The organism is Micromonospora zingiberis (assembly GCF_004331455.1).
GTDB lineage: Bacteria > Actinomycetota > Actinomycetes > Mycobacteriales > Micromonosporaceae > Micromonospora > Micromonospora zingiberis.
The window spans coordinates 168,150-183,952 of sequence record NZ_SJJR01000004.1; the positions used below are offsets into that span (position 1 = coordinate 168,150).

12 protein-coding genes are annotated in these 15,803 nt (G+C 71.2%); 3 read left to right on the forward strand and 9 right to left on the reverse strand.

Annotated elements, in window-relative coordinates:
- The first annotated feature begins 3 nt into the window (after positions 1–3).
- Both E0H26_RS08440 and E0H26_RS08445 read left to right on the forward strand, forming a co-directional pair.
- Positions 4–2,142 (forward strand): glycoside hydrolase family 36 protein, encoded by a 2,139-nt coding sequence (locus E0H26_RS08440; protein WP_131302908.1) that lies wholly within the window; start codon positions 4–6, stop codon positions 2,140–2,142.
- Between the two features lie 91 nt (positions 2,143–2,233).
- Positions 2,234–5,002 carry a CBM35 domain-containing protein gene (locus E0H26_RS08445; RefSeq protein ID WP_131302910.1) on the forward strand — a complete coding sequence of 923 codons (2,769 nt, stop codon included), beginning with the start codon at positions 2,234–2,236 and terminating at the stop codon, positions 5,000–5,002.
- Between the two features lie 79 nt (positions 5,003–5,081).
- Here the strand turns inward: E0H26_RS08445 and E0H26_RS08450 are convergent, their stop codons facing one another.
- Positions 5,082–5,894 (reverse strand): hypothetical protein, encoded by an 813-nt coding sequence (locus E0H26_RS08450; RefSeq protein WP_165521785.1) that lies wholly within the window; start codon positions 5,892–5,894, stop codon positions 5,082–5,084.
- Between the two features lie 178 nt (positions 5,895–6,072).
- Here E0H26_RS08450 and E0H26_RS08455 point away from each other — a divergent pair, with 178 nt between their 5' ends.
- Positions 6,073–7,065, forward strand: coding sequence for a MerR family transcriptional regulator (locus tag E0H26_RS08455; RefSeq protein WP_131302914.1), 993 nt, complete (start codon positions 6,073–6,075; stop codon positions 7,063–7,065).
- Between the two features lie 93 nt (positions 7,066–7,158).
- On the opposite strand, the gene E0H26_RS08460 is transcribed toward E0H26_RS08455, so the two are convergent.
- The 8 genes from E0H26_RS08460 to E0H26_RS08495 form a co-directional block, all read right to left on the reverse strand.
- Positions 7,159–8,625, reverse strand: a complete 1,467-nt coding sequence (locus E0H26_RS08460) for a DEAD/DEAH box helicase (RefSeq protein WP_131302916.1) — start codon at positions 8,623–8,625, stop codon at positions 7,159–7,161.
- A gap of 181 nt (positions 8,626–8,806) precedes the next feature.
- On the reverse strand, positions 8,807–8,968 hold the full coding sequence (locus E0H26_RS08465; RefSeq protein WP_240742067.1) for a hypothetical protein: 162 nt from the start codon (positions 8,966–8,968) through the stop codon (positions 8,807–8,809).
- Positions 8,969–9,080: 112 nt separating this feature from the next.
- On the reverse strand, positions 9,081–10,190 hold the full coding sequence (locus E0H26_RS08470) for an endonuclease/exonuclease/phosphatase family protein (protein ID WP_165521786.1): 1,110 nt from the start codon (positions 10,188–10,190) through the stop codon (positions 9,081–9,083).
- Positions 10,187–11,224: a glycosyltransferase family 2 protein gene (locus E0H26_RS08475; RefSeq protein ID WP_131302922.1), complete on the reverse strand. Its 1,038-nt coding sequence runs from the start codon at positions 11,222–11,224 to the stop codon at positions 10,187–10,189. The genes E0H26_RS08470 and E0H26_RS08475 overlap by 4 nt, the downstream gene beginning before the upstream one ends.
- Entirely contained in the window at positions 11,221–12,234 is a 1,014-nt protein-coding gene (locus tag E0H26_RS08480; protein WP_131302924.1) for a glycosyltransferase family 2 protein, read from the reverse strand. Before E0H26_RS08480 ends, E0H26_RS08475 begins: the two co-directional genes overlap by 4 nt.
- Complete coding sequence (locus E0H26_RS08485; protein WP_131302926.1) at positions 12,231–13,199, reverse strand: UbiA prenyltransferase family protein; 969 nt, start codon at positions 13,197–13,199, stop codon at positions 12,231–12,233. The genes E0H26_RS08480 and E0H26_RS08485 overlap by 4 nt, the downstream gene beginning before the upstream one ends.
- 10 nt (positions 13,200–13,209) lie before the next feature.
- Positions 13,210–14,229: an NAD-dependent epimerase/dehydratase family protein gene (locus E0H26_RS08490; protein WP_131302928.1), complete on the reverse strand. Its 1,020-nt coding sequence runs from the start codon at positions 14,227–14,229 to the stop codon at positions 13,210–13,212.
- Positions 14,223–15,533 carry an aspartate aminotransferase family protein gene (locus tag E0H26_RS08495; RefSeq protein ID WP_131303189.1) on the reverse strand — a complete coding sequence of 437 codons (1,311 nt, stop codon included), beginning with the start codon at positions 15,531–15,533 and terminating at the stop codon, positions 14,223–14,225. The genes E0H26_RS08490 and E0H26_RS08495 overlap by 7 nt, the downstream gene beginning before the upstream one ends.
- Positions 15,534–15,803: the final 270 nt, after the last annotated feature.

The window sequence follows — 15,803 nt, forward strand, 5'->3', positions numbered from 1 at the left end:
CGTGTGAGCACGAGCCAGCAGGACAACGACTACCTCCACTGGGGACACTCCGCCCTCGCGGTCATCCTCGCCGTCCCGTCCGACGCCCCGCCGAGCCTGGTTCACCTCGCGGTCGACAACCGTGCGGTGAACCAGGCCGGGCAGCACCACCCGCTGGTCGAGGTCCAGGTGGGCGGGCACGGGCGCGCCTGGTCCGGCGCCCGCTCGACCGGCACGGCGGTGGGTCGGCGGCTGCGCTACGACGGCCACCACGACAGCGTCGAGGACGGCTGGCAATGGTTACGGGTCGACACCACCGACCCCGGCACCGGCCTGCGGGTCGAGGTCTGGTTCGCCAGTCCGGTCGGGGTGCCGGCGCTGCGGACCTGGACCGTGGTGCACAACCCCACCGCCGACCCGCTGACCCTGCGGGCGGTCAGCTCCCTGGTGGCCAACCTGATCCTGCCGGCCGGCACCGGCGTCGAGGACCTCGACCTGCACTGGGCGCAGACCAGTTGGCTGGCCGAGAACCGGTGGCGCCGGCAACCCGTCCGCGAACTCGACCTGCCCGACCTGGACCTGCCGCTGCACGGCCACCGCTCGCGCGACGCCTTCGTGGTGACCAGCACCGGCTCCTGGTCGACCAAGCACGCCCTGCCGGTCGGGGTGCTCGTGCACCGCCCCACCGGCCGCGCCTGGTGCTGGCAGATCGAACACAACGGCAGTTGGCGCTGGGAGGTCGGCGAACGCCAGGCGGGGCTCTACCTCGCCGCGACCGGGCCCAACGACACCGACCACCAGTGGCGGCACGGGCTCGCGCCGGGCGCCCGGTTCACCTCCGTACCGGTGGGGATCGCGGTCTCCGACGACGGCCTCGACGGCGCGGCGGCGGCGATCACCCGGTACCGCCGGCACATCGTCCGCCCGCACCCCGACCGCCGGGCCCTGCCGGTGGTGTTCAACGACTACATGAACACGCTGATGGGCGAGCCCACCAGCGAGGCCCTCAACCCACTGATCGAGGCGGCCGCCAGCGCCGGCGCCGAGTACTTCTGCATCGACGCCGGCTGGCACGACGACAGTCGATCCAGCCAGTGGTACGAGGTGATGGGCGACTGGATCCCGTCGACCACCCGCTTCACCGACGGGCTCGGCGAGGTGATCGAGCGGATCCGCGCCGCCGGGATGGTGCCCGGGTTGTGGCTGGAGCCGGAGGTGGTCGGCGTCGACAGTCCGGTGGCGGCCGACCTGCCGGCGGACGCCTTCTTCCAACGCGACGGCGAACGGCTGGTCGAGGACGGCCGCTACCACCTGGACCTGCGCCACCCCGCCGCGCTCGCCCACCTCGACTCGGTGGTGGACCGACTCGTCGCCGACTTCGGCATCGGCTACTTCAAACTCGACTACAACATCGACTCCGGGGCCGGCACCGACGTGGCCGCCGCCAGCCCCGGCGACGGCCTGCTCGGCCACGGCCGAGCCCTGCTCGGCTGGCTCGACGGGGTGCTCGACCGGCATCCGGGCCTGGTCATCGAGAACTGCGCCTCCGGTGCGATGCGGATGGACTACGCGATGCTCGCCCGGCTGCAACTACAGTCCACGAGCGACCAGCAGAACCCCGAACGGTATCCGCCGATCGCCGCGGCGGCCCCGCTGAGCGTGCTGCCGGAGCAGGCCGCCAACTGGGCGTACCCGCAACCGGCGATGACCGCCGAGGGCATCGCCTTCTGCCTGGTCACCGGAATGGCCGGGCGGCTCTACCTCTCCGGTCACCTGGACCAGATGACCACCGAACAGCACCGGCTGGTCGCCGAAGGGGTGGCCGCGTACCGGGAGATCCGGGAGCACCTCGCGCGGGCCGTACCGTGCTGGCCCGCTGGCCTGCCCGACTGGGCCGACCCCTGGATCACCCTCGGGCTGCGCCCGCCGGACGGCGACGACCAGCCCACCTACCTCGCGCTGTGGCGCCGCCCCGACGCCGCTGCGGAACTCACCGTCCACCTGCCGCACCTGGCCGGACGGCGGATCCAGCCGAGGCTCGTGTACCCGCACAACCTGGCCCCCTGGCAGCTCAGCTGGGAGGCCGAACCGGGCCGCCTGACGGTGGTCACCGCCGACACCACACCGGCGGCCCGGCTGTTCGCACTCGCCCCCGAGAGCTGATTGGAGGCCCGCCCGGTCGGCACCACCGACCAGCGCAGCGCGACACCAACCCCACCACATCGGCCAGCACTCGTAGAGCAGGAGGAGAAGCATGGCCAGATCACGCACACCACTGCCGACACGGAAAGCCGTACCGGCGATCGTCACCGCGTTCGCCCTCGTCACCGCGGCGTCGGTGGCGACCGTCCCCGCCCAGGCCCAGGAACAGCAGGCCGCCCCGCAGATCGTCGTGGACCTCGGTGAGCGCACCGGGGAGTTCCTGGGCGCCGCCAGTGGCGCCCTGTACGGGCTCAGCGACGAGGGGGTGCCGAGCGACAACACCCTGGAGCCGCTGCGGTTGACCACCGTCAACCAGAAGCCACCCGCCGGCGCCCAGCACCCCAACGGCGACGCCCTGGTGGTGGCGGAGCCGTTCTTCCGCACCGGCGGTGAGTACATCCAGATCAACGTCCAGGACATGTACGCCCAGTGGACGTACGAGAACGTCGGCGGAGTCATCCCCTGCAACCAGGTCTGCTTCGACAACTACATGGAGAAGCTGGCCTGGGTGGTCGACCAGGTCTCCAAGCACCCGCACGCCGACAAGATCGTCTACGTGCCGTTCAACGAGCCGGACTTCATCTGGTACGGCACCTCCACCGGCAACCCCGTCCAGTACCAGCAGCGTCGGGACGCGTTGCTCAGCCACTGGAAGACCGCGGTCGAGTACATCCGTGAGCACCACCAGGGCGCCCGGGTGATGGGCACCAACGACGCGCTGTTCCGGGAACGCTTCTACGGTGACTTCCTCACCTTCGCCCGGGACAACGACGTGCTGCCCGACTTCGTCTCCTGGCACCAGCTCGACTCCACCGGCCTGGACCCGCAGCACGGCAACTACTTCCGCACCAACTACGAGACCTACCGGAGGATGGAGCGGGAGCGCGGCATCGCGCCGATCCCGATCAACATCAACGAGTACGGCGGCAACCGGGACCTCACCGTGCCCGGCCAGCTCCTCCAGTACGTCGCGATGTTCGAGGAGGCCAAGGTCGACGCGGGCGGCAAGGCGTACTGGACCGCCGCCGGCCTGCTCGGCGGGGACGTCGTGGAGACCAACAAGCCCGGCGGCGGCTGGTGGTTCTACAAGATGTACGCCGACCTGGCCGGCGCCGACACCGTCAAGGTGACCCCACCGCCCGCCACCACCATCGACAAGCTGGAAGCCATCGGCGCCATCGACGACACCCGCCGTCAGGCCCGGGTCATCGCCGGCGGCGGCACGGCTACCGACTTCGACGTCGTGATCGACAACATCGACCGGGAACTGTTCGGTGACAAGGTCAACGTGACGGTCGCCGCGACCACCTGGAGCGGGCAGAACTCCGACGCCCCGCCGCCGGTCGTGCTCCGCGACGAGGACCTCACCCCGGAGAACGGCTCGTTGGTGATCCCGATCCGGGGGCTCGGCTTCCACGGTGACGGCGCGCGGAACGTCGACCTGATGGCGGCGTACGAGATCGTGCTGTCGCCCGGCGGTGCTGGCACCCGCCAGTCGGTCGACCTGCCCTGGCGGGCCTCGTACGAGGCGGAGTCGGCGACGGTCACGGCGGGCACGATCCAGACCTTCGGCACCCCGGCGAACTGGAACGCGGCCGCCACCTCGGGCAGCCGGCACGTCGGCAACCTCACCCAGAACACCAGCGCGGTCACCTTCGACGTGGAGGTGCCCGAGGCCGGTGACTACAAGCTGAGCATCCTCTACGGCAACCAGACCGGTCAGCCCTCCCAGCAGGCGCTCACCGTCAACGGTGGCCAGGCCCAGTTCGTCACCTACCAGGCCACGCTGAATTTCCAGTGGCGCACCCGCAAGGACGTGGTGGTCCAGCTCCGGGCCGGGGAGAACCAGATCCGGCTGGCCAAGTCCCACCCCGAGCTGGGCACGGCGGTCGCCCAGGCGACGCTGGACCGGATCGACCTGGAACGGCTCTCCGGCGCGGTCGTCACCCGCGACTACGAGGCCGAGCGGTCCCAGACCAAGGGCGACGTGACCTACGAGTACGGCCACCAGCAGCAGTCGGGGGCGGGTCACCTCACCCTCAAGCGTGGTGGCGAGGCGATGTTCTCGGTGTACGCCGAGGAGGACGGCTACTACGACCTGGAGTTCCGGCACAACAGCCCGGGACGCCCCGGGTCGGTCACCGCGAACATCGGGCTCGACCGGCGTCCGGTCGACGGCGCCGTGCTCCGGGCCAACCCCGGCGGTGGCGCGTTCTTCAAGACCGACCGGCACCGCCTCTTCCTCTCCGCCGGAGTGAACCGGGTGACCGTGGAACCGGCCGCCAACACCCCGGTACGCCTCGACCGGCTCAGCGTCACCCGGGCCACGAACGCCCCGGCGGTGCGGACGGTGGAGGCCGAGGCGACCACGCTGGCCGGCTCGGCCAGGGTGGAGAGCCACGGGTACGCCTCGGGTGGGCGGTACGTCGGTTGGGTCGGCCAGGGGCCGCAGAACCGGCTGTCGTTCCAGGTCGACGTGGACCAGGCCGGTGAGTACATGCTCGTGGTGCACTACTCCAACGACGAGCGGGACACCGGCCACGTCTACAACGCCGACATCATCTCCCGGCCGGTCGACCTCGTCGTCAACGACGGGGACGCTGCCCGGTACTGGTTCAAGAACACCTGGTCCTGGGGCAACTGGTGGGCGCGTGGCGTGCCGGTGACCCTCAAGGCCGGCACCAACACCATCACCATGTTCAACGACCCGGCCAACGGCGCCACGGCAGCGGGCTGCCCGACGCCCTGCATGCCCACCCTGGACAGCCAGTGGGCGCCGAACCTCGACCGGTTCGACCTGGCCCCGATCAGGGTCGGCTGATCCTCCGATGACGGCCCGGGACGGGTCTCGGCTGCGGCCGGGCCCGTCCCGGGTCGCGGCGCGACCGGCACCCGGCCGCTCAGGAATCTGCTGCGGATTCGGGTGGCGGTGTCCTGGTCGGTCGGCGCCGGCGCCGACCGACCAGGACACCGAGCAGGTTCAGCCCGAGCGCGTACGCCCCGGCGCCCACCAGCAGGGCGATCCCGGCGCTGCTTCCCCCGTCGCCGACCAGCAGCGGGGGATCGGACCACACGTCCAGCGCCAGGCCGGCGAGCGCGACCGCCGTGCCCGCCGCGATCGGTGGGACCGCCCACAACAGCCAGGACGGCCCGCCGAACTCGTCGTCCTGGGCCAGTCCGACCTGCATCGCGGCGTACCAGATCAATCCGAGCAGGATCAGCAGCGCGCCGCGCTGGCTGGTCCGGCGGCCGGCCAGCAGGATCCCCAGGCCGACCCCGGCGGCGGCGAGCAGCGGATAACCGGCAAGCTCGTGCAGGAGCACCCGGACCAGCACCGGGTCGTCGTACGCCGGGCCGACGCGGTGGCCGGCCTCCCGTGCCCGGGCGAGCGGGTACGCCACCAGCACGGTGACCCCGGCCAGCAGCACCCCGAGCGGCGCCGCGACCGCCAGGGCGGTCGCCTGGGAATGGCGGCGGGCCAGGGCGGCGCCGGCCAACAGGGCCAGCAGTTGTCCGCCGAGCACCCCCGACGTGTACCGGAAGATCCGGGTGGCGTGCAACGATTCCTGCTGCTGCGCGTCACCCTGCGGGTCGTAGTTGACCCAGAACTCGTAGAGTTCGTCGTTGATTGGCATGGAGATCCAGGCCAGCAGGGCCATCACCGGAATCGACCAGACCACCGGATGCGTCAGCACGCTGCGCGGCGTAGGCATCCCGGGACGCGACTGCCTCGTCAGCATCCCACCAGTCTCGCCCACGAAGCCCCCCCGGCGGCAAGCGACCGTGGCGGCGGTGTGGGCCTGACGCCAAGCCGGTCCGCGCGCAACGACAATGGACCGGCGCGCACGCGGGCTTGCATCTCAAGCCGCTTGAGATCGCATAGTGGGCGTCGTGGACACGAACGAGTTGTACGTCATCGGGGATGTCGCCCGGCGGACCGGCCTCAGCGTCAGTGCCATCCGGTACTACGCGGACGCCGGTGTCGTCACGCCGGCCGCCAGCACCCCGGCCGGCCACCGCCGGTACGACGTGTCGGCCATCGCCCGGCTGGAACTGGTGCGGACGCTACGGGAACTCGGCGCCGGCCTGGACGAGATCCGGCGGGTGCTGGCCGGCGAGGCGACGCTGCGCGAACTGGCCGACACCCACCTGGCCCTGCTGTCCCGGCAGGAGGCACGGCTGCGCAGCCGCCGCGCCGTGCTGTCGGCCATCCTGCGTCAGGGCTCCACGGCCGAGCAGGTCACGTTGATGCACAAGCTGGCCGGCATGCCGGACGAGGAGCGCGACCGGCTGATCGACGAGTTCTGGACCGAGGTTTCCGCTGGCTGGGAGCCGCCGGAGCGGATGGTCGAGTGGTGGCGGGCGGCCCGGCCGCAGCTGCCCGAACATCCCACCGCGGCCCAACTGGAGGCGTGGATCGAGCTGGCCGAGTTGGCCCAGGACACCGAGGTCCGGCAGGCCGTGCGCCGTGAGCTGTACGAGGCCTGCAACACCGGAGTCGGCCCGCTGATGAGTTCGTCGTCGATGCTGGACAGCTTCGAGGCGGGCACGCCGATCGGCCAGGCGGCGATGGACGCGGCGCGGGAGCAGGTGCCGCCGGACTCGCCGCAGGGTCGGGAGATCGCCGACCGGTGGATCGGGTGGCTGACCGGCATCTTCGCGACACCGGACAGCCCCGGGATACCGGACACGCCCGAGTTCCGGATCCAGACCGCCGACCACATGTTGGCGGGCGCGGAATGGGACCGCACGCCGCCGGATCCGGAGGGACCGTTCGACCGGTACATGGCCCTGGTCTGCGCCGTCAACGACGCGTCACCGGAGCGGTTCCCGTACGAGTGGCTGGCCGCGGCACTGCGGGCGTCCGCCATTCCTGCTCGCTAGCCCCGCCACGTCGATCCGCACCGGCGGCGACCCGGTGGAGGACGCCGTCGGGCTGCCGGTCGACGTCGCGGTCGAGCCGGTGCGAAGCCCGGGTCAGTGCCCGCCGCGGCGAGCGCCCGGCCGCGCCCGGGCGGAAAAGGCCGCCGCACCGGATCGCGTCGGTGCGGATCGGGTCGAGGTGGTCGGTGCCGCCTTGCCGCCGCGTCGGCCCCGCCCGCCGTGGGCAGGCTGCGCCTCGGACCGGGACCCGGTGCCCTGCGTTCCGCGGCGCGATCCGGTGGCCTGAGCTTCGCGGCGCGATCCGGTGGCCGGCGCCGATCGGCGGGAGTCGGTGGCCGGTGGCGCCGGCTGGGGGACCAGCGTGCGTTCTCCCGGGGCGAGTTCGCGGAGCAGGGCGTCGCCCGGGCGCAGCCGGGTGGTGGTCGCCTTGATGCCCGCCTTGCGGGTCAGTTCCCGTACCTCGGGCACCTGCCCGTCGGTCATCAGCGTGACGACGGTGCCCGCCGCGCCGGCCCGGGCGGTACGGCCCGAGCGGTGCAGGTACGCCTTGTGCTCCACCGGCGGGTCGGCGTGCACGACGAGGGCCACGTCGTCGACGTGGATGCCCCGCGCCGCGATGTCGGTGGCGACCAGCGTGTGTGCCTGCCCGTCGGAGAACGCCTGCAGGTTCCTGGTGCGCGCGGCCTGGGCCAGGTTGCCATGCAGTTCGACGGCGGTCACCCCGGCCGCGACCAGCCGGCGGGTGAGCGTTTTGGCCCCCCGCTTGGTGCGTGTGAACACCACCGTGCGGCCCGGCGCGGCGGTCAGTTCGACCAGCACGGCGAACCGGTCGTCGGTGTGGACGTGCAGCACATGGTGCGCCATCGCGGTGACCGGCGACAGCGTCGAGTCGACGCTGTGCACGGCCGGATCGGTGAGGAACCGCCGCACCAGGACATCGACGCCCGCGTCCAGGGTGGCGGAGAAGAGCAGCCGCTGCCCGCCACGCGGGGTCTGCTCCAGCAGCCGCCGTACGGTGGGCAGGAAGCCGAGGTCGGCCATGTGGTCGGCCTCGTCGAGCACGGTGATCTCGACGGCGTCCAGGTGGGCGTGGCCCGAGTCGACATGGTCGGCGAGCCGGCCCGGGCAGGCCACCAGCACGTCGACTCCGGCGCGCAGCCCGGCGATCTGGGGCCGGGCGGCGACGCCACCGAAGATCGTCATCGTGCGTAGCGACAGCGCCTGTGCCAGCGGCGCCATCACGCTGTCGATCTGGGCGGCCAGCTCCCGGGTGGGGGCGAGGATCAGCGCCCGGGGACGCCCGGCCCGCCGGGGCGTGGCGGTGGCGGCCAGGCGGGTCAGCACCGCCAGCACGAAGGCGTAGGTCTTGCCCGAACCGGTGCGCCCCCGGCCGAGCACGTCCCGCCCGGCGAGCGCGTCGGGCAGGGTCGCGGCCTGGATGGGGAAGGGCCGCTGCACCCCGGTCGCGGCCAGCACGCGGTTCAGCGCGTCGGGCACGCCGAGGTCGGCGAAGGTGATGGTGTCGGACGAGATGGTCTGGCGTGGGCGGCGTGCCGCCATGGAGGCTCCGAACGTCGAAGGGACGTCCCGCCCGGCGCTGACCGTTTTCGGCCGCGGCGCGTGGCGTGGGACATCGAACCCGGCCGCCATGCTGGGCGGGCCGTGCCGCCAGTCTACTCGAACCCGCTGCCGGATCACGGTGCCCGCCGGTCTGGGGTGACCAGGCATCGGCGCCGACCGATCAGGGCGTCACCACCTGCCACCGACTCTGCTCGTCCATCCAGGCCCGGGCCAGGATCTCCGCCGACTGTCGGCCGGGGCACGGGTAGATCTTGGATCGGCCGGCATCGCCGCCGGCTCGGGCCTCCACCTCCCACGACTCGCCATCCGTTCGGATGTACACGTCGCGACGCCCTCGCACGGTGCGGTTGCCATTCCACCAGTGGCGCTCGGTTTTCACCCCCCGACCGTATAGCACCAGCTCCGAGGAGGGAATATTAGCGATCTTGGTGGCATCAGTTCCGGCCGGGCAGCGACACCGACAGCTGCTGCGGCCGGTGGTCGGAGGCGCCACGCCCGTCGCCGAAGTGGTACGAGTGCACCCGCACCTGGGGCGAGACGAACGCCCAGTCGAGCCGCCACCCATACGGCCAGCCGGGACGATGTGCCCAGCTCGCCGGGTAGAGCGACGGCATGGCGTAACTGGCGTCGCGCAGCCCGTCCGGCAGCTTACGCAGGTCACCCATTGCCGGTGTGGTGTTCAGGTCCCCGGCGAGCAGCACCGGGTGCGGATTGTCGCGGACGTCACGGGCCAGCGCCCGCCACTGCGGCTCCCGCTGGGCGTGCTGCCCACGCATGATCCGGTAGAAGTCGCCGTCGAGCAGGCCGTGCTCGGGCGAGATCTGTACCGGCAGGTGCACGTTGTACGCCGACAGCACCCGCCCACCGCCGACGTCCAGGTCGGTACGGAGCGTCTTGTAGCGCCACTCGTCGCCGGCCTCGGCGACCGCCGGCGGTAGCCCGACCGGCTCCACCGGCACCTGCCGCAGCACCGGTACGCGGGAGAGGGTCACCAGCTCACCGAGGACCACCACCTGGAACCCGGGGAACTCGGCGCGTAGCCGGTCGAGGGTCGCCTCGGTCGGCCGACCCCGCTCGTACCAGTACTCCTGCAACAGGTAGACGTCGGCGTCGGCGTCCCGCAGGACCCGGTACAACTCCTCGGTCTCGCCGCCGGAGTCCCAGTAGCCGGTGTTCCAGGAGAACACCCGCAGCGCGTCGACCGGTGGCTCACCGTCCCCGCCCTGCCACCAGCGGATGTTCACGCCGCTGAGTCCGGCGCCGAGCAGCAGCCCGACGGCGGCGAGCAGCGCCACGGTGCGGCGCCGCCGGCTCACCGCCGCGCCGACGCCCAGCACCAGGGGCACCAGGAGGAAGGCCGGCGGTGGCACGGTGTCCACCGCGAGCCAGAGCCACCACCGGCCGCTGAGGACCAGGTGCGCGGCGGTGAACGCGAGCCAGAGCGCGGCGCCGCCGACCAGGACCGCCGCCGGCCAGCGCCGCCGCGCCGGTGGGGCGGGCGACGTCTGGTCGGCGGCGGTGTCAGCCGGGGCGGCTGTCGTCACGCCGACTTCCACTGGCGGTTGCCGTCGACCGGGAACGAGGCGTCGTAGAGCTGCCGGAACGGCCGGGACAGCAGCCACTGCACCGCGCCGGTGGCCACCCCGGCCGTGATCGTCACGTTGACCACGAACTGCAGCCCGGCGAAGCCGACCAGGGACAGCAGCCCGTGACGGCGCAGGACGAATCGGTACATCCCGGCGTCGAAGGCCAGTGAGGCGGCGAGCAACCCGGCCGGCAGGACCAGCCCGGCGGGGCCGACCAGGACCGGCAGCGCCAGCGCCGGCAGGCTGAAGAAGGCGGCGAGACTGCCCCAGGCGCGGGAGGCGGTCTCGAAGCCCTTGCCGAAGCGCCGGGCCCGCGCGTACAGCGGAATTCTGAGCCGTCCCCGGTGGAACAGCTTGCGCAGCAGCCCGCGCAACTCGTGGTCGTGGTCGTGTCGCCCGCGCACCTCGGAGGTGAGCAGCATCCGGTACCGCCGGGTCAGCCGGTAGCCGTAGTCGACCTCCTCGGTCTGCCGCAGGGCCGGGTTGAACGGCCCGATCTCGTCGTACACGGCCCGTCTGATCATGCACACGGCGGGGAAGAGGAACGACACGTCGCCTTCCGAGCTGATCGACCAGTAGTGGTACTGGAGCCCACGGTAGCGGGAGACCACGGTGTCGTGGAGCAACGGCTCGGCGTCCTGGATGCCGCAGACCGCACCGATGGCGGCATCCGCCTGGAGGATCCGTACCGCGTTGGCGATCGCGTCCGGCGCCAGCGCCAGGTCGGAGTCGACGTAGCAGATCAGCTCGCCCTGGGTGTGCGCGGCGCCGACGTTGCGGGCGGTGCCGCAGCCGCCGTTCGCGCCGGTGCTGACCACGCGGACGCCGAGCGCCTCGGCCACCGCGACGGACTGGTCGGTGCTGCAGTCGTCGACCATCAGCAACTCGATGTTCGGGTAGGTCTGGTCGAGGATCGACCGCAGGCAGAGATCCAGGGACTCGGCGTAGTTGTAGTTGGGCACGATCACCGAGACCAGGGGAAGGGCGTTCATCGGGTGGCGACCTCCGGGCGGTCGTAGAGCCGACGGAATCGGCGTGAGGTCAGCCAGGCGACCACGCCGGAGGCCGCGGCGACCGCGATGACCAGGTTCAGGAAGAAGTGCATCGCAACGAAGTAGACCAGAAACACCCAGCCACGTTCGGCCCGGACGAACCGGTACATCGGCAGATCACCGGCGACGAAGGCGGCGAACGCGGCCAGCGGCACCAGCAGGAACGCCGGGCCGAGCAGCACCGGCAGTACGAGGGCGAGCAGGGCCAGTCCGGCGGCGATGCTGACCCAGGCGCGGGGGCCGCTGCGCAGCCCGCCGGGGAACTCCGGCTTGCTCGCGTACATCGGGATGTGCAGAGCCGTACGGGTGAACACCTTGCGGACCAGCACCCCGAGTTCGTGGTCGTGGTCGTGCACGCCGCGCACCCGGGGGGAGAGCAGGATCTCGTAACGCTGCGCGAGCCGCATGCCGTAGTCGGCGTTCTCGGTCTCCCGCAGTCGGGGGTTGAAGGGGCCGATCTCGTGGAACACCCGGGCCGGGATGGCCAGCAGCGCGGTGTACAGCGTCATGATCCGGCCCTCGTCGGCGATCAGCCAGTAGGACTGCTGGAGGCAGCGGTACTCCTCCAGCAGGCTGTCCCGGATCAGCGGCACCGGGTCGTAGTTGCCGCAGACCGCGCCGATCGCCGGGTCGGCGGTGAGCAGGTCGACCGCGTTGGCGACCGCGTCGGGGCGGGCCGCCACGTCGGAGTCGACGAAGAACAGGATCTCGCCCGACGCGACCGCCGCACCAAGGTTGCGGGCCGCGGCCGGGCCGCTGTTGCTCGGCGTACGCACGACCCGTGCCCCGTGGGCCTCGGCGACCGTGACCGAGTCGTCGGTGCTGCAGTCGTCCACCACGATGATTTCCAGTTGCGGGTACGTCTGCGCCCGCAGGGAGTCGAGGCAGAGGTGCAGCGCGCGGGCGTAGTTGTAGTTCGGCACGATGACCGACACCAGGGGAGGGCTCATCTTTCCGTCCAGGTCAGCAGGTGTGGATAACGGGCGTTGATCTGTGCCACGGCCAGCACGACACCGACCAGGACGGCGCACCCGACGATCGTCCGGTCGCGCAGCAGGATCCGGATCGGGTCGCCGCCGGTACGCAGCACGAGTACCGCCTGCAGGTACCGGAACGCGGCCAGCAGCCCGAGCGGTACGACGAGCACCAGGACGATCGGCGGGTAGGCGTCGATCGGCGCGTCGATGTGCAGGTAGAGCAGGAAGGTGGTGCCGGTCAGGGTCGTGGTGAGGCCGAGCAGGTGGTCGGCGAGCAGCAGGTTGTATCCGTGCAGGGCGGGTCGGTGCGGGGTACCCAGGGCGGCCAGTTCGTGTCGGCGTTTGCCGAGGATGAGTACCAGGCAGCCGCTGAACACCGCGGTCAGCAGCAGGCTGGAGGGCACCGTTTCGGTGGCGGCGTAGCCCTGTAGGACCCGCAGCACGAAGCCGGTGGAGACCACGCAGACGTCCAGCAGCGGCAGGTGCTTGAGCCAGCGGCTGTAGGCGGTGCTCAGGGCCAGGTAGGCGAGCAGCGGCCACCAGTCCATCGCCGGACCGCCGACGGTCAGTGCGACCAGCACGGCGGCGAGCAGGCCCGCGTACGCCCAGGCCACCGGGACCGGGACGTGCCCGGCGGCGATCGGGCGGTGTCGTTTCTGCGGATGGGCCCGGTCCAGGTGACGGTCGGCGATGTCGTTGACGACGTAGATCACCGAGGAGGCGAGCGTGAAGGCGGCCACCGCCCAGGCGCACCGCCACAGCGCCGTGGTGGTCCAGACCGGGGTGTCCACCAGGGCCAGCGGCACGGCGAACAGGTTCTTGACGACATGGCCCGGTCGGGCGAGGGCGAGCAGGTGGCGCAGCAGCAGCGGCAGGCGTGCGACGCGTTTGGGGGTGACCGGGGCGATCGGCTCCACCACGGTCTCGGCGGCGGTCATCGTGGCCCCGTCAGAAGAAGATTCTCGTGGCGGCCAGGGCACCCTGCCGCCAGGGGTCACGGCTGGTCCGGCCGTCGCGGGCCGGTTGGTCGCGGAGCCGCTCGACCCGCCACCATTCGTAGGTACGCAGGATGGCGTCCTGGTTGGACAGTTTCGGGCGGAAACCCAGCCGGTGCCGGGCCTTGTCGATGCTGACGTACGAGTCGGCCATCAGCTTGTGCAGCAGCCGGCCGTAGACGGGGGAGAGGCGGCTGCGTTCCAGCAGGCTGAGTGCGGCGAGCGCCGGCCGGGCGGGCAGCGAGACCACCCGCCGGCCGTGGCCGGCGGCATCCAGGACGGCCTGGAAATCCTCCCGCAGGGTGCCGAAGCGCTCGGCGGCGAGGTTGTACGTGTCGTTGGCGACGTCGTCGGGGGCATGCAGGACGGTGACCACCGCGTCCACGAGGTCGTCCACGGCGAACATCTGGATCCGGACGTCGCCACGCCCGAGGACCGGGAAGTTGCGGCCCTCCTCGGCCCACTCGAAGAGCATGGCGAACAGGCCCATCCGTCCGGGGCCGAGGAAGGTCTTGGGGCGCAGCACCGCCACCGGCAGGCCGTCGGCGCGGTGCCGCTCGGCGATCTCCTCGGCGGCGGCCTTGGCCGCGCTGTAGGTGTCGACCGGTCTGCGCGGATGCTCCTCCGGGGTGGGCACCTGTTTCGGCAGCCCGTAGACGGCCGTCGAGGAGACGTGCAGGACCCGGGCCACCCGGGCCCGTCGCGCCGCGTCGAACACGCTGCGCGTCCCGTCGACGGTGATCGACCGGATCTGGTCGGCGGGGTAGCTGGGCAGCGCCGCCGCGCAGTGGATCACGACGCTGGCGTCGGCGAAGGCCCGGTCCAGCAGACTGCCGTCGCGGATGTCCCCGACGTGGCTGACCGTGGTCTCGGGCCGGAGGTCGACGCCGTGGACCTGGTGGCCGTCGGCGGCGAGGCGTTCGGCGAGCCGGGAGCCGAGCATCCCGGCGGCGCCGGTGATCGTGATCACCACAGCGACCCCACCTTCTGCGCGACGAACCGGGTGACCAGCCGGGTCAGCCCCTGGCCGAGCACCTCGTCGAGGGCGTCCACCGCGCGCTGCGCGTCGGCCGGCTCGGTGACCAGCGAGGGGCCGATGACCAGCGGGTTGAGGCCGTTGAGCGTGTAGTAGGTGAAGATGTCGTGGTCCCGGTAGAGCGCGTTGATGACGGCGCAGGTCACCAGCTTCGCCTTGAACCGGGGGTCGCGGGCCATCCCCGCCGGGGCGAGCCGGGCCACCAGGTCGAGGATCTTCGGCCCGCCGTCGATGTGTACGCCCCAGAGCGCCCCGGCACCGGCCACCCGACCGACCGCCTCCGGGTGTTCCTTGGCCAGCCGGTTGAGGGCGGGTTCGAGGACCCGCTCCAGTGCCCGCGCCCGCGCCGGGTAGTCGTCCTCCACCACGATGTTGATGGCCTCGATGGCGGTGACGCACTCCTCGCCCATGCCGTAGTAGGTGGTGCTGGTGCTCTGGAGCAGCGCGTCGGTGAGGTTGTCGTACGCCCGGCGGAACACCGGCTTGCGAGCCACGAAGGCCGATATGGACGACTTGCCGCCGCCGAAGGATTTGCTCGTGGTGAGCACGTCCGGTATCAGATCCGGATAGCGCATGAAGTAGAAGAGGCTGCCCGTCTTGCCCCAACCGGTGTAGATCTCGTCGAAGATGAGCACGATGTCGTGCCGGTCGCACAGATCGCGTACCCCACGAAGGAAATCTTCGTCGCACCACTGAATGGTGGAGGCGCTGAACGGTTCGACGATGAGGGCATACACGTCGCCCGGATGCTGCTCGATAGCCGACCGGACGGAATCCAGATCCCCGTACGTGAATGGGACGATTCCCGGAATTGTCGGAAAGTTGAAGTGTGGCTGTCCGGTGAGTCCACCGGAACCGAGCAACTTCCCGTGGAAACCGCAGTCCGCGCGAAGGATGGTTCCGCGGCGACCGCCGTGGTATTTGTACGCGAGCTTCACCGCGCCCTCGACCGCCTCGGCCCCGGAGTTGGGCAAAAACGACATGGAGAGGTCGCCGGGCAACAGCTGGGCCAGGTTGTGGCCGAGCGCCGCGAGATAGGGAGAAAAGTACGTCTTGTGTACTTCCATCCGCCGGCGCTCGGCGAACCGTTGCCGGGCCGCCACGATCCGTGGATGGTTGTGGCCGTGGTTGAGTACCCCGACCCCGCCGGTGAGGTCGAGGATGCGTCGGCCGTCCCGTAGGACCAGGTAGGCGCCCTCGGCGCTGTCCACCAAATCCCGGCCGAACCCGAACGACGTCATCAGATTGACCTGGCTCGCGTTCACGTACTGCCGATAGAGGTCGTGCACCTCACGAACGGTGAACCGCTCGCATTCCTCGATACTGACGAGATTGGGCATGTCGCGACGCTATCTATTGGCCCGCGATCTTTCCTGAACCGGCGCTGGACGCAACCTTGACTACGCAAGGCAACCCTTGCGTGGCGGGGTGCCGCTCGATAGCTTGGTCAAGGCGCAACACAATTGCTGCCGGTCAATTCCTTCGCGCATTATCCAACCCCCCGTTGAGGT